The sequence below is a fragment of the Aeromonas sp. s1(2024) genome, from assembly GCF_040908005.1.
GTDB classification, from domain to species: Bacteria; Pseudomonadota; Gammaproteobacteria; order Enterobacterales; family Aeromonadaceae; genus Aeromonas; species Aeromonas caviae.
The window spans coordinates 36,060-54,480 of the sequence record NZ_JBFOCW010000059.1; the positions used below are offsets into that span (position 1 = coordinate 36,060).

Consider the following 18,421-nt stretch of genomic DNA (forward strand, 5'->3'; position numbering starts at 1 on the left):
GCGCCCCTTTTTGATGGCCGTATTGAGTGGGGCCCCGTCGCAGACCGGGCCCGCGATGAGGAAGTGAGCGAGATGAATCAATATCTGCTGGTTGCCGGTCTGCTGGGAGAGCTGACTGCCGAGTTGCAACGTCTGGAACGCTGGCAAGCCGACCATCCGGGGAGCGAGGCGCTGGCAAGCGAGCTGCCGTTTTGTGTCGATACCCTGAGTTTCGATCAATGGCTGCAGTTCGTGCTGATCCCGCGTATGGAGCAACTGGTGCTGCTGCAGGCTCCGCTGCCGACCAGCGTCTCCCTCTATCCCATGGCAAGTGAGGTCTATAAAGAGGAGCTGGCGGAGGTCGAGGCCCTGCTTCGTCTGATCGCCCGTTTCGATCTGCTGCTCTCCGGCAAAGTGGTCGAACAATGATGGACGAGCAGACCCGGACAGCGGATGCCTTGCAGCCAACTCTGCTCTATCAGGATGACTGGCTGGTGGCGGTGAACAAACCGTCCGGTCTCCTGGTGCACCGCAGTTGGCTCGACAAGGCCGAAACCCGTTTCGCCATGCAGATGACCCGGGATCTGATCGGGGGTCGTCATGTCTACCCCGTGCACCGACTGGACAGGCCCACTTCGGGTGTGCTGCTGTTTGCTCTCGATCCTGCCGTGGCCCGCACCCTGACCGAGGCCTTTGCTGCCCGTCAGGTCCACAAGGAGTACCTGGCACTGGTGCGGGGATGGGCCCCCGAAGAGGGGCTCATCGACTATCCGCTCAAGGAGCAGCTGGACAAGATTGCCGATGCCTTCAGCGACCCGGATCGCCCCGCCCAGGAGGCGGTGACCGCGTTTCGTCGTCTGCATCAGGTCGAGTTGCCCTTCGCCGTCTCCAAGAAGCATCCCACCAGTCGCTACAGCCTGGTCCGCCTCTTTCCCAAGACGGGGCGCAAGCACCAGCTGCGCCGCCATCTGGATCACCTGTTCCACCCCATCGTTGGTGATACCACCCACGGGGATGGCCGGCACAACCGCTTCTTTCGCGAGCATTACGGGTGCGACCGCCTGCTGCTGATCGCGCACCGTCTGAGCTTCGAGCATCCGGTGCTCAAGGTGCCGATGCGGATCCAGGCGCCCCTGGGCCCCGAGGTGCTGGGTCTGTTCGCCCGTCTGGGCTGGCCTGCCAGCGAGCAAGACTACGGCGCCTGAGCCTCTTTCCATCTGTTGCCTCTGACCGGGCTGTGGCATGCTGTAGCCCAGGTACGTCAGAGGAATGACTTATGGCTCAACGAGATATCGCCTGCGCAATCGCGTGCCCCCCGCCTGTTCAGGGGGCTCTTCCTACCCATCCCGGTCTTGCCGGGTCCAATATCTGTCCCTGAGGAGTCGCTGATGGCCGAGATCGACATCCTGGTCGGCACCGTCTACGGCTCTGCCATGCTGGTGGCCGAGACCCTCTGTGACCACCTGCAAGCCAATGGCCATGTCTGCCAGATCTTCGATGACGCGGCGCTGACCGACATCGATGCCTCCCGCGTTCTGCTCATCGTGACCGCCACCACGGGGCAGGGGGATATACCGCCCAATTTGCAGCCCTTTGCCAGTGCCCTGGCCGATCGTGCTCCTTATATGAAGGGGTGGCGCTATGCCCTCATCGCCATGGGAGACAGCAGCTATGAACACTTCTGCGGAGCGGGGCGAACGCTGGATGCTCTGTTGCAGGAGCTGGCTGCCGAGCCACTGGTTGTGCGCCTGGAAATCGATGCGACGGTAGAAGATGAGCCTGAAGTGGCAGCGCTGGCCTGGTTGAAAACCTGGGAAAATAGACTGTAGCCAGACCCTTCTCCCCGAGAATAAATTCACCTCCGTGAGTGTGCTGACGGGGGTGTTTTATTTTTGGGGCGTCACGCCTCAGCCCCCAAATATATCCTCTCTTTCGTCCGGTTATTTTTCTCGCCAATGATGATAACCGGTTGGCCATATTCATCATCACCCACGACAAATTGAAAAATTAAAAGTTCCGCATTGAAAGCGATTTCAGTCATGTTTTTGCTACTGCGACACGGATTTATCACTTAACTCTCGTCGCGAATTAATATTTGAAAGCGCTTTCTTTGGTTATTGTTTTTCTTTTTTGTGCTTTTCGTGGGTGATTGGTGCCAACAAATGCAAATTTATTGACCTGTTGTTGTTGTGGTTGTGGGTGGCGTGCGATTTGTCATCGTTTTGTGAATCAGCTCATGTTTGCAGGGAATTTGGGTACCTATAATCGACCTCGGTTATCACCAAAACGTTTTTCCGGTGATAAGAACTTGAATATCAGGATCACACTCCTCTCAGCGGGAATAAGGAAAATGAAAATGAAAGCAAAGTGGCTCCCGATCGCTGCAGCAGTTACCGCAGCCCTGGCTTCCCAAGCCGCCTTCGCCGTTGATTTCCACGGCTACATGCGTTCCGGTGTCGGTGTTTCCGATAACGGTGACATGCAGACAGATGTCAGCAAAAACAAAGTTGGTCGTCTGGGTAACGAAAAAGATACCTATGGTGAAGTGCAGTTGGGTCAAGAGGTGTACAACAAAAACAATCAGACCTTCTATGTTGATTCAATGTTCACTATGAAGAGCAATTTCCAGAGCCGTGACTGGGAAAGCACTAATGGTGATAATGCAGAGTTTGCACTTCGTCAGTTCAACGTTCAGGCCAAAAATCTGTTTGGTGGCAATGAAACCGTGTGGGCTGGCAAGCGTTTCTATCAGCGCCATGACATCCATATTTCCGATACTTACTACTGGGATGTGTCCGGTGCTGGTGCTGGTGTAGAAAACATTGCAGTTGGTCCTGGCAAGCTTTCTGTCGCTGTTACTCGTAACGATCCGTGGGAAGCTGTGACCGGTAGCAATGACACTATTGACACTAACGTTTTTGATATTCGTTATGCTGGCATTCCGCTGTGGACAGATGCGACATTGGAAGTCGGCTATGACTTTGCAATGGCTAACCCGACCGACGAGCAAGATCAGCTGAACCCGAATATCAACGATGGCCACATGTTGACCGCTGAGCTCACTCAATCCATGCTGGGCGGCTTCAACAAGACTGTCGTTCAGTACTTCATTGATGGTCTCGCGGCTCAAGGCGTTAGCTATGGTGCCGGCTCTGGTAGTGGCTTGCAGTCTAACTCCAGCAGCGGTGATGGCTTCCGCCTGATCAACTGGGGTGTCTTGCCTGTTGGCGAGAAGGTTGAGTTTGGCCATCAACTGATTTATGCACAGGCAAGCGACTTCACTGAGTGGGGAACTCAGTATGACGACAAGGATACGTTCTCTGTAGTCGTTCGTCCGATGTACAAATGGACTGATGTCATGAAGACTATCGCTGAAGTGGGCTATTTCAAGGATCATGAAACCAAGAAAGGCGCAAGTGAAACTTCTACTGATGGTAGCAAGTTCACTCTGGCACAAGCTTGGTCTGCGGGGTCTGGCTTCTGGGCTCGTCCTGAAATTCGAGTCTTTGCCTCCTATGTTCAGCAAGATGAAGCCTTCCGTGCGGATAGCAACGGGGTCAAGCAAGATGATGCTTGGAACTTTGGTGTACAAGCGGAAGCTTGGTGGTAATCTCACCATCACCTGATACCGAGTCGCCCCCGCTTGTCGGGGGCTCTTTTTTTCAAGATGGCGTGTAGGGCTTGCAGATGAAATATACCAAGGTAGCGTTGACGGTTTTGTGTTCCACTTTGATGACTGCATGTGCATCTCTTGAGGAAACTGTCGCTCCTACTCAGGAGTACAAGAGTATCCTCGACAGTCGTGCCAGTGCATTACAGCAGCTTGGCGCCGCAACAGTGTGCTGTAGCAGTCTTAGTGGTTTGAAGTATCAGCCGCTGATAGCTGACCAGAAGCGTATTGTGGCGATTGATGGCAACTCTCCAGTGTTCACCTTCCCGGAAGGGAAGAGCTACTTTGCCGCTTTCAAGTTACCAAGTAATTCCGGTGATCTCAAAATTACCATAGCAGGCTTGATCGATAAGACCTTGTTCAACCCCACGGTGTTGCTGCTGGACTCCCAGTTCAAGTCGACCCGAACCATAAGTTCCAACATCATCACCTACAAGCCTGCACGCATGTTGGATGGGGATCGGGTAGAGGGCGTCTTTACCATCGATCGTTCCTATGTAGGTAACCCAAACAACGAAACCTACATGGTTGTCTATACCACTCAGGCAGCCCTGAGTCAGACCACGCAAGCCATGAGCCCTTCCAAGATGATGGCCAAGTCCCTGAGTGTGCAGGATTATGGTGCCAAGGATCCGTTAATACCTCACTCCGCATGGGGCGTGCTCACGCTTGAAGTAGAAGACATGAGCGCGAGCAAGTCGGGGGATAATTTCTATAAACCGGTTTACCAGGAAGCAATCGACGCCAATGCGCCGATTGTGGATCCGACACCGAACAAACTGGTTGTGCCTGCAGCGACAGCTACCACTTTGACTGCAGCCAAAACGGCTCCCGCCATGCTGAGCGAGACCGAGAGCTTCTACAACACCCAGATCGAGAAGGCGGTGAAGGCCGGGGATATCGACAAGGCGATGCAACTGGTGAATGAAGCGGAACGTGCCGGGTCAACCAAGGCGAAATCCGTCTTTATTGATGCGGTGAAACGGTCACAAAAGAACTAAATCTCCTGACTTATTTAAATTGCTATTTGTTGGAGGCCTCCCTTGTTGGAGGCCTTTTAAATCGGTAGACTTGATAATATAAAGCAGTGGTTGGTTACATTTAGTTACATTGGGTTTCTCTGTGCATTATTTTGTTTCTCATTGATTTATTTTGAAGTGGTTTTTTTCTTTTTGCGGTATTGCTATAACAACGCGAAATAATATTCAAGATTACACCCTTCCTGCTTATTTATTATCTTGTGATCTCTCCTCCAAATTTATTATTCCCTTGTCCTCGGTAGAGGCATTTCCATATCTGCTGGGTTATATTCTGGTGGTCAAAATAAGCAACCCGGGAAACGCTCCAGTACAATCGCGGATGAAGCAGGTGGTCATCCATAAACTGTACGGGGGCGTTGTCGGAAAAAAATCCATTCAGGAGCGCACACATGTTAAAAAATGCATTCTCTAATCTGCAAAAGGTCGGTAAGGCGCTGATGCTGCCTGTATCGGTCTTGCCCGTAGCAGGTATTCTGCTGGGGGTGGGGGCTGCCCACTTCAGCTGGCTGCCGGAAATCGTCTCCCAACTGATGGAGCAGGCCGGTGGTTCCGTCTTCGGCCAGATGGCTCTGCTGTTTGCCGTGGGCGTCGCTCTCGGCTTCACCAATAACGACGGTGTATCCGGCCTGTCCGCCATCGTCGGCTACGGCATCATGGTCGCCACCCTGAAGGTGATGGCCCCTGTGATGGGTGTCGAGAGCATCGATACCGGTGTGCTGGGCGGTATCCTCGCCGGTGGCGTTGCCGCCTGGGCGTTCAACCGCTTCTACAAGATCCAGCTGCCCGAGTACCTCGGCTTCTTCGCAGGCAAGCGTGCCGTGCCCATCATCACCGGTTTCGTCTCCATCGGTCTGGGCGTGATCCTGTCCGTCATCTGGCCGCCGATCGGTGGTGCCATCGGTGCCTTCTCCGACTGGGCTGCCAACCAGAACCCGGTCCTGGCCTTCGGTATCTACGGCGTGGTTGAGCGCTCCCTGATCCCGTTCGGTCTGCACCACATCTGGAACGTGCCTTTCTTCTACCAGGCGGGTACCTGTGTCAACGCCGCCGGTGAAACCGTGCACGGCATCATGACCTGCTTCCTGACCGCTGACGATGCGTCCCGTGCTGCCGGTAACGGCTTCGGTCAGCTGGCCGGTGGTTACCTGTTCAAGATGTTCGGTCTGCCTGCCGCTGCGTTTGCCATCGCACACGCTGCCAAGCCGGAAAACCGTGCCAAGATCGTCGGTATCATGGCCTCTGCCGCCCTGACCTCCTTCCTGACCGGTATCACCGAGCCTATCGAATTCTCCTTCCTGTTCGTGGCCCCGGTACTGTACGCCATCCACGCTTTGCTGGCCGGTCTGGCATACGTGCTGACCAACATGCTGGGTGTCGTTCACGGTCACACCTTCTCCAACGGCTTCATCGACTTCGTGGTGCAATCTCCGCGTGCCGACAACATGCTGCTGCTGGTGGGTCTGGGCCTGGTCTACGCAGTCATCTACTACGTGGTCTTCACCGTGGTCATCCGTGCCATGAACCTGAAAACCCCGGGTCGTGAAGACGAAGCTGCCCAAGAGTCCTCTGCCGGTCAAAGCAAGGACGAGATGTCTGCTGCACTGGTCTCCGCCTTCGGTGGCAAAGAGAACATCGCCTCTCTTGACGCCTGCATCACCCGTCTGCGTGTCGGTGTGAAGGATGTGGCCAAGGTTGACCAGGCTGGTCTGAAGAAGCTGGGCGCCGCCGGTGTGGTGGTGGCGGGTTCCGGTGTACAAGCCATCTTCGGCACCAAGTCCGACAACCTGAAAACTGAAATGGACATCTGGATGAAGAGCAACTGATTGTCGCTCCGATATCCGAGTTCCGAAAAGGGAGGCGCAAGCCTCCCTTTTTGCTGGGTTGCGTTTGGTGGCGGGACATGTGCGGGGGCTTTCCTAGCGGCGCCAGCATGGTGTGATCCAATGAAATAAGGCGCCCCTGGGCGCCTTTGCTGCATCAGACCGGCTTAAAGCTTTTCGAGATCCCGTTCTATCTCGCTGATCTTGTTCTGCACCACTTTTTCCAGATGACGCAAGTCGCGCAGTATTTTCTGCTTGATGTCCGGATCGGCGGAAGGCTGGCCGCCCTGGGTCAGATTGTCCAGCTCATCCACCACGTATTTGAGGTTGGCGTTGATCTCGGTGACATCTTTGTACTCATGGGTCCCCGAGTCGACCAGCATGCTCTTGCGCTGGCGAGGGTATTTGAATTTGACGCTCTTGGCGAAGAATTCACCCTTCTGCTTCTTGAAATAGATCTTGAGGATGTCGTGGTTGGCTTCCTGGCGCAGGGTGTAGCTGTCCACCGAGGTGGGTTCCTGGATCCCCAGGCTTTTGAGATTCTCGTACATCGGGCTTCCTTGGTTTGAAACGATCCTGACCCCTCTATCTTACCCGAGTCCGGACGCCTTGCCTGTGACAGGCGCGCCAAATTCAAATTGGTGTCAAAAAGGTCTTTTTTAATCAGCGAGCCAAGGGGGAGGGGTGAACGCCTTGTCAGCACTGCCATAAGCGGTATCGTCTCATGGGGGGTGCAGTGCTGGTGGGGCAGGGGAGTTGGCGTCCACCCATGAGAGCGGGCATGAAAAAGGGCACCAGAGGTGCCCTTGATGACATCGGCGTGGATTACTCGTCGATGGAGCGCAGCAGGGCGTTGATGCCGACCTTGGCGCGGGTCTTGGCATCCACCTTCTTGACGATGACGGCGGCGTAGAGGCTGTACTTGCCGCACTTGGAGGGCAGGGAGCCGGAAACGACCACGGAGCCGGCCGGGACGCGGCCGTAGTGGATTTCACCGGTTTCGCGGTCATAGATGCGGGTGGACTGGCCGATGAAGACCCCCATGGAGATGACGGAGCCCTCCTCGACGATCACCCCTTCAACCACCTCGGAACGGGCACCGATGAAGCAGTTGTCTTCGATGATGGTCGGGTTGGCCTGCAGTGGCTCCAGTACGCCGCCGATGCCGACGCCGCCGGAGAGGTGCACATTCTTGCCGATCTGGGCGCAGGAGCCCACGGTGGCCCAGGTGTCGACCATGGTGCCTTCATCGACGAAGGCGCCGATGTTGACGTAGGAGGGCATCAGCACGGTGTTCGGGGCGATGAAGGAGCCTTTGCGCGCGGTCGCGGGCGGCACGACGCGTACACCGGCAGCCTTGAACTGCTCTTCGGTGTAGTTGGAGAACTTCAGGGGAACCTTGTCGTAGTACTGGGCATCGTCGCCCTTGATGATGCCGTTGTCGTTGATGCGGAAGGAGAGCAGCACGGCCTTCTTCAGCCACTGGTGGACGACCCACTCGCCGGCAATCTTCTCGGCAACCCGGGCTTTGCCGGAGTCCAGCAGGTCGATGGCTTCCAGAATGGCGGCCTTGGTGGCGGCATCGACGGAGCCGGGGGTGATGGAGTCACGGCGCTCGAAGGCCGCTTCGATGGTCTGTTGCAACTGGGTCATGACAGGTTTCCTTTATAAAATTCTGTTTGTTGTATCACACTTTTCCAATCGTTTTTAAGGGCTCTCGCCGATTTCTTCAGAATTAGGGCGATTTATTGTACTTGAGTGGTCCAACCATTTGTTCTGATTGAGGAATCAATACGTCAAAAAGCCTCTTTCGAGGCTTCATCCGAGCGTGTCAGGCGCTCTCGCCAAGCGGTTCCTGGGGGTTGAGCTGATTGACCAGCCTCTCCTCGAGGGCTTGCTGCTCCTCCGGGTTCAGCGGCTCTCCGGCCAGGGTGGTGAGGCTGAAGAAGTCCTCCACCCGCTCACCGATGGTGGTGATCTTGGCGGCATGGAGGGAGAGGCCGCACTGCTGGAACACGGCACCGATACGGGCCAATAGGCCCGGAGTGTCCAGGGCCGTCAGCTCCAGCAGGGTGTGGCGGTTTTCCCCCTTGTGGGGCAGGAAGACCACCCTGGTCGGCACGCTGAACTGGCGGTGGCGTCTGGACAGGGGCTTGCTGCGCAGCACCAGCTTGCCCGGCTCCTGAAGGGCTTTCTCCAGCGCCTTCTTGATGGTGGCGGTACGGTTGGGGCTGATGGGCTCGCCGTTCGGTTCCAGTACGATGAAGGTGTCGAGCACGTAGTCGTTGCGCGAATTCATGATCTGGGCGTCGTGGATGCTGAGGTTCTTCTGATCCAGTGCCGAAGCCACGGTGGCAAAGAGGTTGGGGGTATCGCGGCAATAGATGAACACCTCGCTACCGCCCCGTATGGGATGCTTGCCGATGAGCACCAGGGGGGCCGGGTTGTCACCGTGGGCGATGATCTTGCGGCAGTGCCAGGCGATCTGCTCCGGGCTGTGGCGCAGGAAGTAATCGGCCTTGAAGTCGTTCCAGAGGGCGGTGACCGCCTCCTGTGGCACCTCGCGCTGGGTCAGGATCTGCCTGGCCTGGCGCTGGTTTTCACGGATCTTGAGGCGCATGTCCGGCGGGTTTTCCAACCCCTGGCGCAGGGCCTTTTGGGTGGCGAAGTAGAGTTCGCGCAGCAGTGTGCCCTTCCAGTCGTTCCACAGACTGTCGTTGGTGGCACAGATGTCGGCCACGGTCAGGCAATAGAGCAGGTCGAGGTGCAATTCATCCCGCACCTTCTGGGCGAAGTCGGTGACCACGTCCGGGTCGTAGATGTCGCGGCGCTGGGCGGTGACCGACATCAGCAGATGGTGGCGCACCAGCCAGGCGACCAGTCGGCTCTCGTAGCGATCCAGCCCGTGCAACTGGCAGAACTCCAGCGCATCCACGGCCCCGAGTTCGGAATGATCGCCACGCCTGCCCTTGGCGATGTCGTGGAAGAGGGCGGCGATGCTGAGCAGCTCGGGCTTGCGCAACTGGGTGAACACCTCGTGGCAGAGCGGGTGAGTCTGGCGGCTGGCTGGATTCGGGAAGCGATGGATGTTCTGCAGCAGCCGATGGGTGTGCTCGTCCACCGTGTAGGCGTGGAACATGTCGAACTGCATCTGGCCGACGATGAGGTTCCACTGGGGCAGGTAGGCCGCGAGGATCCCGTACTTGTGCATCAGGGTGAGCGGCTGGCCGATGCCGTTGGGGTGGCGCAGGAGCGCCATGAAGAGACGGCGGCACTCGGGTAGATCTTGCAGCCAGCAGTTGAGGGTGCGTCTGGCCTCGCGCAACTGGCGCAAGGTGGCGGAGTGGATGCCGGCAATCTCCGGGTGCTGGGCTATCTGGTAGAAGAGTCGCAGGATGGCGGCAGGATCCCGGCCGAACAGCTCGGAGTCCACCGCATCGATGAGGCGGCCGCGCAGCTGGAATTCGTCGCTGATGCGGCGCACGTCCATGGCGGTGTTGCCAAGAATGGCCTCGTCAAAGAGTTGCAGCAGCATCTCGTTGAGCTCGGCCACCCGTCGCACCGTCTGGTAGAAGCGCTTCATCATCTGCTCGACCGGGCCGTTTCCTTCCCCCTCGAACCCCAGCATCTGGGCCACGGTGCGCTGGCGGTCGAACAAGAGGCGGTTGTCCCCCTTGTTGATGGCCATGTGCAGGGCGAAGCGCACCTTCCACAGGAAATTCTGACAGTCGAGCAGCTCCCGGTACTCGGCCCGGTTGAGAAAACCGTGGCTGGTCATCTCGAACAGGGTGGTGGCGCCGAAGTGGCGTCGGGCGACCCAGGCCAGGGTCTGGATGTCGCGAAGACCCCCGGGATTGTTCTTGAGATCCGGCTCCAGCTTGTAGGCGGTGCCGAGAAACTGCTGGTGGCGCAGGGCCTGCTCTTCGCGTTTGGCACGAAAGAAGGCTTCGCTCGGCCAGAAGTGCTGGGGCTGGGTGGCCGCCTGCAACTGCTCGAATCCCACCAGGCGACCCGTGATGTAACGGGCCTCGATGAGGTTGGTGGCAACCGTGATGTCGTTGCGACCCTGCTCGATGCACTCGGCCACGTTGCGCACCGCCTGGCCCACCTCCAGCTTGAGATCCCACAAGAGGGTGATGAACTCGCCGATGCGAAGCCCCAGCACCTCGTCCAGTTCATCTCCTTCGTAGAGGATCAGCAGGTCGATATCGGAGTGGGGATGGAGTTCGCCGCGGCCATAGCCGCCTACCGCGATCAGGGTGAGCTCGGTCCTGTCGAAGCCGAACTTGTGCCAGAGCCTGGTCAGCAGCGCGTCCATGTATTCGGAGCGGGTGGCCACCAGTTCGATGATGTTGTCACCGGCGTCGAAGCGCTCATGCAGCCAGGCGAGAAAGCGGCTCAGATACTCCTTGCAGTTGTCACGGGTGAGCTGATCGTCTGGGAGCAGATGGGGAGAAAGCAGGCTGGCATCCATGGCATGTCACACTCTCGGTCGGGCCGGGTAAAGAGCAACCCCGGCGCGCGGCCGGGGTTGAATGTCAAACGTGGTGGATAAAACGCTCGATAGTGTCGTCGGGGCGCAGGGTCAGGACCTCGCAGCCATCCTCGGTCACCAGCAGGGTGTGCTCCCATTGGGCGGAGTCGCCGCCGTCCTTGGTGGTCACGGTCCAGCCATCCTTCGGATTGACCTTGCAGTGGTACTTCTTGCTGTTGACCATGGGCTCGATGGTGAAGCACATGCCCGCTTTCAGCTCCAGCTTGCCGCCGTTGCGGTAGTGCAGGATCTGCGGCTCTTCGTGGAACTCGGCACCGATGCCATGGCCGCAGTAGTCGCGTACCACGGAGAAGCCGGCCTGCTCGACGATGGGCTGGATGACGGCGCCGATCTCGGTGATGCACATGCCCGGGCGCACCCGCTTGATGGCGGCATAGAGGCTATCCTGGGCCACCTTGCAGAGCTGGCGGCGCAGGGGGGTGGTCTGGCCCACGATGAACATGGCGGAGGTATCGCCGTGATAACCATCCTTGATGACGGTGATGTCCAGATTGATGATGTCCCCTTCCCGCAGCTTCTTGTGGTTCGGGATGCCATGGCAGATGACATCGTTCACCGAGGTGCAGATGGACTTGGGGAAGCCGTGGTAATTGAGCGGCGCGGGGATGGCCTGCTGCACGTCGACGATGTAGTCGTGGCAGAGGGTATTCAGTTCGTCTGTGGTGACGCCCGCCTTGACGTGGGGGGCGATCATGACCAGCACGTCGGCGGCCAGCTGGCCGGCGACACGCATTTTTTCAATCTCTTCCGGTGTCTTGATTTTAATGGACATGGGATCTCTCTTGGGGCCTGATTGCGCATCCTGCCGATGCCCAACAACCAGGTAATGAAAAATAGATGCGTTTGCAATCAGGGCGAAATTTTATCCCCAACCCCCGTTTACTTCCAGTGTGATCGTCATCGCAACGTCATCAGGCGGTCGCACCATGGTCCGGGATCCATTTTTAGCACCCGGGCTGGTGGTGTCATGACCAAAGTTATGGTATAAAGCGCGCCGGAATGGGGAACTCGTGTCCTCATACCATCACCCTTACTCAACAACACACACACATCGACACATATGCCGGGGTGCCTTAACGGGTCGGTTATATGGGATGTGTGGAGGCCTAACCCCAATACAGAGGTATAAAATGGCTAAAGTTTCTATGCGCGACATGCTGCAAGCCGGCGTTCACTTCGGTCACCAGACTCGTTACTGGAACCCGAAAATGAAGTCCTACATCTTCGGCGCCCGCAGCAAAGTTCACATCATCAACCTGGAAAAAACCGTTCCGATGTTTGACGATGCCATGAACTTCATCAGCTCCGTAGCTGCCAAGAAAGGCAAGGTACTGTTCGTAGGTACCAAGCGTGCCGCGTCTGAAGCCGTCAAAGAAGCCGCTGAGCGTTGCGACCAGTTCTATGTTAACCACCGCTGGCTGGGCGGCATGCTGACCAACTGGAAAACTGTTCGTCAGTCCATCAAGCGCCTGAAAGATCTGGAAACCCAGAGCGAAGACGGTACCTTCGACAAGCTGACCAAGAAAGAGGCGCTGATGCGTACTCGCGAAATGGAAAAGCTGGAGAAGAGCCTGGGTGGTATCAAGAACATGGGCGGCCTGCCTGACGTTCTGTTCGTTGTCGATGCCGACCACGAGCACATCGCTATCAAAGAAGCCAACAACCTGGGTATCCCGGTAGTTTCCATCGTTGATACCAACTCCAACCCGGACGGCGTTGACTATGTCATCCCGGGTAACGACGACGCTATCCGTGCCGTACAGCTGTACCTGAACGCTGCTGCTGACACCGTTCTGGAAGCCCGCGAGCAGGACATCGTTGTTCAAGCCGAACAAGATGGCTTCGTTGAAGCTGAGTAATTGATAAGGACTGAAAAGCCCTTATTAACCAAGCTGATGTAATTGGTTAGCAGGGGCCCTTGTGGCCCCTGTTTCTTGTCAATTCAAGACCGAGGATACTGGACATGGCAAACATTTCTGCCGCCCTGGTAAAAGAACTGCGCGAGCGCACCGCCGCTGGCATGATGGATTGCAAAAAAGCGCTGGAAGAAGCCAACGGTGATATCGAGCTGGCTATCGAGAACATGCGTAAATCCGGTCAGGCCAAGGCCGCCAAGAAAGCTGGCCGTATCGCCGCTGAAGGTGTGATCTTCGCCCGTACCGAAGGCAACGTTGCCGTCATGATCGAGCTGAACTGCGAGACTGACTTCGTTTCCAAGGATGCCGGTTTCCTGGCCATGGGTCAGAAGATCGTCGAGATCGCTGCCACCCAGAAAATCGCTGACGTTGACGCGCTGAAAGCCGCCGACTTCGGCAACGGCGAGTCCGTCGAGCTGACCATCACCAACCTGATCGCCAAGATCGGTGAGAACATGAACCTGCGTCGCGTGATGCTGGTTGAAGGTGACAACCTGGGCACCTACGTTCACGGCTCCCGCATCGGTGTTATCACCAAGCTGGTTGGCGGTACCGACGAGCTGGCCAAAGATCTGGCCATGCACGTTGCTGCCAACAGCCCGCAATTCGTCAAACCGGAAGACGTGTCTGCCGAAGTCGTTGCCAAAGAGCGCGAAATCCAGATCGACATCGCCATCAACTCCGGCAAGCCGAAAGAGATCGCCGAGAAGATGGTTGAAGGCCGCATGAAGAAGTTCACCGGTGAGGTTTCCCTGACTGGTCAACCGTTCGTGAAAGATCCTTCCATGACCGTTGCCGAGCTGCTGAAGAAAGAAGGCGCTGACGTTGTTTCCTTCACCCGTTTCGAAGTGGGCGAAGGCATCGAGAAGCAAGAGACCGACTTCGCTGCTGAAGTAGCAGCCCAGATCGCGGCCGCTCAGAAGGCCTAATCGAACCGGTTTTTCCGTTTCCCCAGACCGCGACTTATGTCGCGGTCTTTATATGACCAGGAATCAGTGACATGAGTACCAATCCCAAGCCTGCATACAGACGTGTTCTTCTGAAGTTGAGTGGTGAAGCCCTGCAAGGATCCGAGGGTTTCGGCATTGATCCGGCGGTGCTGGAACGGATGGCCCAAGAGATCAAAGAGCTGGTTGAGCTGGGTGTTCAGGTCGGTCTGGTCATCGGTGGCGGCAACCTGTTCCGTGGTGCCGGCCTTGCCAAGGCAGGCATGAATCGCGTGGTGGGTGACCACATGGGCATGCTGGCGACCGTCATGAACGGCCTGGCCATGCGTGATGCCCTGCATCGTGCTTATGTGAATGCCCGCCTGATGTCGGCCATCTCCCTGCAAGGGGTCTGCGACTCCTACAGCTGGGCCGAAGCCATCAGCCAGCTGCGCGCCGGCAAGGTGGTGATCTTCTCTGCCGGTACCGGCAACCCCTTCTTTACCACCGACTCGGCAGCCTGCCTGCGCGGTATCGAGATCGAAGCCGACGTCGTGCTGAAAGCCACCAAGGTCGATGGCGTGTTCACCGATGACCCGGTCAAGAACCCGGATGCCGTGCTCTATCAGGAACTGAGTTATGATGAAGTTCTTGAAAAAGAACTCAAAGTGATGGATCTTGCTGCTTTTACCCTGGCCCGCGACCACGATCTGCCGATCCGGGTGTTCAACATGAACAAACCGGGCGCGCTGCGCCGCGTGATCATGGGTGAGCCGGAAGGTACCCTGATCCACCAGGCCAGCAAGTAAGGCAAGTGTGAGCCCTAGGCTCGCTTGTCCATTACGCCAGTCAACAAGATAGATACGAGCCGCCCGTCGGCTCGTTCGCCAAAAGGAAAACCACTGTGATCAACGAGATTAAAAACGACGCCAAGGACCGCATGGGCAAAAGCGTAGAGTCGCTGAAGACCCAGATGTCCAAGATCCGTACCGGCCGTGCTCACCCGAGCCTGCTCGACGGCATCCAGGTGGAGTATTACGGTGCTGCCACTCCTCTGAAGCAGTTGGCCAACGTGGTGGCAGAAGATGCCCGTACTCTCTCCATCTCCATCTTCGATCGCTCCATGATCCAGGCGGTGGAAAAAGCCATCCTGACCTCCGATCTGGGCCTGAACCCGTCCAGCAACGGCCAGACTCTGCGCGTGCCGCTGCCGCCGCTGACCGAAGAGCGTCGCCGTGATCTGACCAAGATCGTCCGTGCCGAAGCCGAAGGTGCCCGGGTTGCCATTCGCAACATCCGTCGCGATGCCAACGCCGACCTGAAAGCCCTGCTGAAAGAGAAAGAGATCTCCGAAGACGACGACCGTCGCGCCCAGGAAGAGATCCAGAAGCTGACCGATACCTTCATCAAGCTGGTGGATGACGCCCTGGTTGTGAAGGAAAAGGAGCTAATGGAAATCTAAGCCTCCGACAGGTATATTACGAGCGCCGTGTAGTGCCCCTGCACGGCGCTTTTGTCTTTGTGGGAGAAATGAATGTCGCTTTTGGCAGCGCTAGGCGATAGCGCCAGCTCGTCCTTGCCCCGTCACGTCGCCATCATCATGGATGGCAATGGTCGCTGGGCCCAGAACCGCGGCAAGATGCGGGTTTCCGGGCACAAGGCGGGCGTGAAATCCGTGCGTGAGGCCGTGGCCTTTGCCGCCCGTGCCAAGATGGAGGCGCTGACCCTGTTTGCGTTTTCCAGCGAGAACTGGCGCCGTCCGGAAGGGGAAGTAAACGCCCTGATGGAGTTGTTCATGACGGTGCTGGGTCGCGAGGTGAGCAAGTTGCACAGCAACGGCATTCGCCTTCGGGTGATTGGCGACACTGCCCGCTTCAGCGAGCGGCTGCAGGCCAAGATCGCCAAGGCCGAGGCCCTGACCGCCAACAATCAGGGATTGACCCTCAATATCGCCGCCAATTATGGCGGTCAGTGGGACATCGCCCAGGCGGCCCGGACCCTGGCACGCGCCGTGGCGGCGGGTGAACTGGATGCCGAGGCGGTCGACGAGGCGGCATTGGGTCGTCATGTCTGCATGGCTGATCTTCCCCCCGTGGATCTGCTGATCCGCACCGGCGGGGATCATCGCATCAGCAACTTTGTCCTTTGGCAGCTCGCCTATGCCGAACTCTATTTTACCCCGGTCCTGTGGCCCGATTTTGACGAGGCCGAGTTCAGTGGGGCAGTTGCCTCCTTCGTTGCTCGCGAGCGTCGCTTCGGGTGTACGGGTGAACAGATCCGGGAATTGATCGCCGCGCAACAGACCGGCTAAACCCCGCTCCCAAGAGAGAGGTTTCTTTTGCTAAAACAACGAATTATTACCGCATTACTGTTAGTACCCCTGGTGTTGGGGGCGCTGTTTTTTCTGCCGTTGAAATTCTTTGCCCTGCTCGCCGCCCTGGTCTTTCTGCTGGCCAGCCGTGAGTGGAGTGCCTTCGTCACTGCCCAGCCGCAACAGTGGTTGCCGCTGGTGTTCTGTCTGCTGCTGGGGGCCAGCCTGTTCTGGGTGCCCGTGGAGCAACTCTGGATCCCCCAACTGCATCCGCTGGTGATGGGCGTGCTCTGGACCGCCGTCAGCTGGTGGCTGCTGGGGCTGCTGCTGGTGCTGCGCTACCCGCAAAGCGCCAGGCTGTGGCGTGAATCCATCTGGCTCAAATCCCTGTTCGGTCTGGTGACCCTGGTTCCCTTCTTCTGGTCCCTGGTGGCCATTCGCGGCTACAACTTCTACCACGACCCCATGATGGGGGCCTGGATCCTGCTGTTCGTGATGGGACTGGTCTGGGCGGCAGATTCTGGCGCGTATTTTTTCGGCAAGGCGTTCGGCAAACACAAGCTGGCGCCGGCCGTGAGCCCGGGGAAAACCATTGAAGGCATGCTGGGCGGCCTCTTTACCGCCAGCCTGCTGGCCATCGGCGTGACCTGGTTCATGGGCTTCGTGCCTGCCAAGATGGGCACCGTGCTGCTCTGTTCTCTGCTGGCGGTGCTGGCCTCCGTGCTCGGCGATCTGGCCGAGAGCATGTTCAAGCGGGAAGCCGGCATCAAGGATTCCGGCACCCTGTTGCCGGGCCATGGGGGCATTCTCGATCGCATCGACAGCCTGACGGCGGCGCTGCCCGTCTTCCTGCTCAGCTACCTGTTGCTCGGTCCGGAGTTTTGATGTTTCGCGCACTGATGATCCCGGGAGCGTCCCGCTCCATCAGTCTGTTACCCAATCAGGAGTCTTGATGCAAAACCTGGTGATCCTGGGAGCGTCAGGCTCCATCGGTCAGAGCACCCTCAAGGTACTGCGCCACAACCCCGGGCGCTGGCAGGTGCTGGCGCTGACCGCTGCCCGCAGCGTGGATGCCATGCTGCGCGACTGTCTCGAATTCTCCCCCCGGTTCGCCGTCATGATGGACGAAGGCGCCGCCAGCGATCTGGCGGGTCGGCTCAAGGCTCACGGCAGCACCACCCGGGTGTTGTCCGGTCAGGCAGCCCTGTGCGACGTGGCTGCTCACCCCGATGCCCACAGCGTGATGGCGGCCATTGTCGGTGCGGCGGGTCTGGCACCCACCATGGCTGCCGTGCGCGCCGGCAAGCGCATTCTGCTGGCCAACAAGGAGGCGCTGGTGATGTCCGGAGCCTTCTTCATGGAGGCGGTGCGCGAGCACGGCGCCGAGCTGCTACCCATCGACAGCGAACACAACGCCATCTTCCAGTGCCTGCCGGTCGACGTGCAGCGCCAGCCCGGTTTCTGCGATCTGGCCGGGGCGGGGATCAGCAAGATCCTGCTGACCGGCTCCGGCGGACCTTTCCGCTATGCCGATGTGGGTGAACTGCACCATGTCACCCCGGCGCAAGCCATTGCCCATCCCAACTGGTCCATGGGGGCCAAGATCTCGGTGGACTCCGCCACCATGATGAACAAGGGGCTGGAGTACATCGAGGCGCGCTGGCTGTTCAATGCGGCCCCCGAGCAGATCCAGGTGGTGATTCACCCCCAGTCCGTCATTCACTCCATGGTGCAGTACAAGGATGGCTCCGTGCTGGCCCAGCTCGGCAACCCGGACATGTGCACCCCAATTGCCCACGCTCTGGCCTATCCGGAACGGATCGAGTCCGGTGTGGAACCTTTGGATTTCTTCAGTGTCGGAGAGTTCAGCTTTATCCGGCCCGACTATGAGCTCTATCCCTGTCTGGCGCTGGCCATGAGCGCGTGCCAGCAGGGGCAGGGGGCGACCACCTCCCTCAATGCCGCCAACGAGGAGGCCGTCGCGGCTTTTCTTGCAGAGCGGATCGGATTTATGGATATTGCCAGAGTCAACGAATCCGTCATGGCCGAGCTGGGCAGTAGTGCTGCCGGCTCTCTGGCGGATCTCATCGCCCTGGACGGTACGGCCCGAGCCCGTGCCCAGCAACTGATAAAGGAGCTTGCCGTATGAACGGACTGTGGTGGCAGCCAGCCCCTCTCCATGCTCTCGAGCGCAGGACTGGACA

General features: G+C 58.1%; 18 protein-coding genes. 13 read left to right on the plus strand and 5 right to left on the minus strand.

The genetic code is table 11. The features are described 5' to 3' along the window. The first annotated feature begins 72 nt into the window (after positions 1 to 72). The 3 genes from AB5Y70_RS13775 to AB5Y70_RS13785 all read left to right on the plus strand — a co-directional run bounded on the left by AB5Y70_RS13775 (position 73) and on the right by AB5Y70_RS13785 (position 1,808). Positions 73 to 408, plus strand: a complete 336-nt coding sequence (locus AB5Y70_RS13775) for a YqcC family protein (protein ID WP_010673392.1) — start codon at positions 73 to 75, stop codon at positions 406 to 408. Next, positions 405 to 1,184 (plus strand): tRNA pseudouridine(65) synthase TruC, encoded by a 780-nt coding sequence (truC, locus tag AB5Y70_RS13780; protein ID WP_010673393.1) that lies wholly within the window; start codon positions 405 to 407, stop codon positions 1,182 to 1,184. Before AB5Y70_RS13775 ends, truC begins: the two co-directional genes overlap by 4 nt. Before the next feature lie 183 nt (positions 1,185 to 1,367). Next, a complete protein-coding gene (locus AB5Y70_RS13785) occupies positions 1,368 to 1,808 on the plus strand; it encodes a flavodoxin (protein WP_368176069.1) in 441 nt (146 codons plus the stop codon). Between the two features lie 71 nt (positions 1,809 to 1,879). On the opposite strand, the gene AB5Y70_RS13790 is transcribed toward AB5Y70_RS13785, so the two are convergent. Then, positions 1,880 to 2,020: a hypothetical protein gene (locus AB5Y70_RS13790; RefSeq protein WP_010673395.1), complete on the minus strand. Its 141-nt coding sequence runs from the start codon at positions 2,018 to 2,020 to the stop codon at positions 1,880 to 1,882. A gap of 315 nt (positions 2,021 to 2,335) precedes the next feature. Between AB5Y70_RS13790 and AB5Y70_RS13795 the strand changes: the two genes are divergently transcribed. The 3 genes from AB5Y70_RS13795 (at position 2,336) to ptsG (ending at position 6,512) form a co-directional block, all read left to right on the plus strand. Further along, positions 2,336 to 3,589 (plus strand): maltoporin, encoded by a 1,254-nt coding sequence (locus tag AB5Y70_RS13795; protein ID WP_111896780.1) that lies wholly within the window; start codon positions 2,336 to 2,338, stop codon positions 3,587 to 3,589. A 77-nt stretch (positions 3,590 to 3,666) separates the two neighbouring features. Further along, positions 3,667 to 4,650 (plus strand): MalM family protein, encoded by a 984-nt coding sequence (locus tag AB5Y70_RS13800; RefSeq protein ID WP_235656264.1) that lies wholly within the window; start codon positions 3,667 to 3,669, stop codon positions 4,648 to 4,650. A 428-nt stretch (positions 4,651 to 5,078) separates the two neighbouring features. After that, positions 5,079 to 6,512: a PTS glucose transporter subunit IIBC gene (gene ptsG / locus AB5Y70_RS13805; protein WP_290433700.1), complete on the plus strand. Its 1,434-nt coding sequence runs from the start codon at positions 5,079 to 5,081 to the stop codon at positions 6,510 to 6,512. A 164-nt stretch (positions 6,513 to 6,676) separates the two neighbouring features. On the opposite strand, the gene AB5Y70_RS13810 is transcribed toward ptsG, so the two are convergent. From AB5Y70_RS13810 to map, 4 genes are all read right to left on the minus strand, one after another. Further along, a complete protein-coding gene (locus tag AB5Y70_RS13810) occupies positions 6,677 to 7,060 on the minus strand; it encodes a DUF3461 family protein (protein ID WP_290433699.1) in 384 nt (127 codons plus the stop codon). Positions 7,061 to 7,334: 274 nt separating this feature from the next. Continuing rightward, entirely contained in the window at positions 7,335 to 8,162 is an 828-nt protein-coding gene (gene dapD, locus AB5Y70_RS13815) for a 2,3,4,5-tetrahydropyridine-2,6-dicarboxylate N-succinyltransferase (protein WP_010673400.1), read from the minus strand. Positions 8,163 to 8,340: 178 nt separating this feature from the next. Then, complete coding sequence (gene glnD, locus AB5Y70_RS13820) at positions 8,341 to 10,983, minus strand: bifunctional uridylyltransferase/uridylyl-removing protein GlnD (RefSeq protein ID WP_043152301.1); 2,643 nt, start codon at positions 10,981 to 10,983, stop codon at positions 8,341 to 8,343. 64 nt (positions 10,984 to 11,047) lie between these two features. Continuing rightward, the gene (map, locus tag AB5Y70_RS13825; RefSeq protein WP_043152303.1) at positions 11,048 to 11,836 is read right to left on the minus strand and encodes a type I methionyl aminopeptidase; all 789 of its coding nucleotides are present in this window, start codon (positions 11,834 to 11,836) and stop codon (positions 11,048 to 11,050) included. A 358-nt stretch (positions 11,837 to 12,194) separates the two neighbouring features. Between map and rpsB the strand changes: the two genes are divergently transcribed. The 7 genes from rpsB (at position 12,195) to ispC (ending at position 18,366) form a co-directional block, all read left to right on the plus strand. Then, positions 12,195 to 12,923, plus strand: a complete 729-nt coding sequence (gene rpsB, locus AB5Y70_RS13830) for a 30S ribosomal protein S2 (protein WP_010673403.1) — start codon at positions 12,195 to 12,197, stop codon at positions 12,921 to 12,923. A 104-nt stretch (positions 12,924 to 13,027) separates the two neighbouring features. Next, positions 13,028 to 13,909, plus strand: coding sequence for a translation elongation factor Ts (gene tsf, locus AB5Y70_RS13835; RefSeq protein ID WP_010673404.1), 882 nt, complete (start codon positions 13,028 to 13,030; stop codon positions 13,907 to 13,909). Positions 13,910 to 13,980: 71 nt separating this feature from the next. Continuing rightward, positions 13,981 to 14,715 carry a UMP kinase gene (gene pyrH, locus AB5Y70_RS13840; RefSeq protein ID WP_010673405.1) on the plus strand — a complete coding sequence of 245 codons (735 nt, stop codon included), beginning with the start codon at positions 13,981 to 13,983 and terminating at the stop codon, positions 14,713 to 14,715. A 95-nt stretch (positions 14,716 to 14,810) separates the two neighbouring features. Further along, entirely contained in the window at positions 14,811 to 15,368 is a 558-nt protein-coding gene (frr, locus tag AB5Y70_RS13845) for a ribosome recycling factor (protein WP_010673406.1), read from the plus strand. A 72-nt stretch (positions 15,369 to 15,440) separates the two neighbouring features. Further along, complete coding sequence (gene uppS, locus AB5Y70_RS13850) at positions 15,441 to 16,217, plus strand: polyprenyl diphosphate synthase (RefSeq protein WP_039039427.1); 777 nt, start codon at positions 15,441 to 15,443, stop codon at positions 16,215 to 16,217. A 27-nt stretch (positions 16,218 to 16,244) separates the two neighbouring features. Continuing rightward, complete coding sequence (locus AB5Y70_RS13855) at positions 16,245 to 17,102, plus strand: phosphatidate cytidylyltransferase (protein WP_039039428.1); 858 nt, start codon at positions 16,245 to 16,247, stop codon at positions 17,100 to 17,102. A 67-nt stretch (positions 17,103 to 17,169) separates the two neighbouring features. Next, positions 17,170 to 18,366 (plus strand): 1-deoxy-D-xylulose-5-phosphate reductoisomerase, encoded by a 1,197-nt coding sequence (gene ispC, locus AB5Y70_RS13860; RefSeq protein WP_368176070.1) that lies wholly within the window; start codon positions 17,170 to 17,172, stop codon positions 18,364 to 18,366. The last annotated feature ends 55 nt before the right edge of the window (positions 18,367 to 18,421 follow it).

What these genes read in the sequence shown, in the direction of transcription:
- AB5Y70_RS13775 (WP_010673392.1), top strand. Translation starts at nt 73, where the DNA reads ATGAATCAATATCTGCTGGTTGCCGGTCTGCTGGGAGAGCTGACTGCC.
- truC (WP_010673393.1), top strand. Translation starts at nt 405, where the DNA reads ATGATGGACGAGCAGACCCGGACAGCGGATGCCTTGCAGCCAACTCTG.
- AB5Y70_RS13785 (WP_368176069.1), top strand. Translation starts at nt 1,368, where the DNA reads ATGGCCGAGATCGACATCCTGGTCGGCACCGTCTACGGCTCTGCCATG.
- AB5Y70_RS13790 (WP_010673395.1), bottom strand. Translation starts at nt 2,020, where the DNA reads ATGACTGAAATCGCTTTCAATGCGGAACTTTTAATTTTTCAATTTGTC.
- AB5Y70_RS13795 (WP_111896780.1), top strand. Translation starts at nt 2,336, where the DNA reads ATGAAAGCAAAGTGGCTCCCGATCGCTGCAGCAGTTACCGCAGCCCTG.
- AB5Y70_RS13800 (WP_235656264.1), top strand. Translation starts at nt 3,667, where the DNA reads ATGAAATATACCAAGGTAGCGTTGACGGTTTTGTGTTCCACTTTGATG.
- ptsG (WP_290433700.1), top strand. Translation starts at nt 5,079, where the DNA reads ATGTTAAAAAATGCATTCTCTAATCTGCAAAAGGTCGGTAAGGCGCTG.
- AB5Y70_RS13810 (WP_290433699.1), bottom strand. Translation starts at nt 7,060, where the DNA reads ATGTACGAGAATCTCAAAAGCCTGGGGATCCAGGAACCCACCTCGGTG.
- dapD (WP_010673400.1), bottom strand. Translation starts at nt 8,162, where the DNA reads ATGACCCAGTTGCAACAGACCATCGAAGCGGCCTTCGAGCGCCGTGAC.
- glnD (WP_043152301.1), bottom strand. Translation starts at nt 10,983, where the DNA reads ATGGATGCCAGCCTGCTTTCTCCCCATCTGCTCCCAGACGATCAGCTC.
- map (WP_043152303.1), bottom strand. Translation starts at nt 11,836, where the DNA reads ATGTCCATTAAAATCAAGACACCGGAAGAGATTGAAAAAATGCGTGTC.
- rpsB (WP_010673403.1), top strand. Translation starts at nt 12,195, where the DNA reads ATGGCTAAAGTTTCTATGCGCGACATGCTGCAAGCCGGCGTTCACTTC.
- tsf (WP_010673404.1), top strand. Translation starts at nt 13,028, where the DNA reads ATGGCAAACATTTCTGCCGCCCTGGTAAAAGAACTGCGCGAGCGCACC.
- pyrH (WP_010673405.1), top strand. Translation starts at nt 13,981, where the DNA reads ATGAGTACCAATCCCAAGCCTGCATACAGACGTGTTCTTCTGAAGTTG.
- uppS (WP_039039427.1), top strand. Translation starts at nt 15,441, where the DNA reads ATGTCGCTTTTGGCAGCGCTAGGCGATAGCGCCAGCTCGTCCTTGCCC.
- ispC (WP_368176070.1), top strand. Translation starts at nt 17,170, where the DNA reads ATGCAAAACCTGGTGATCCTGGGAGCGTCAGGCTCCATCGGTCAGAGC.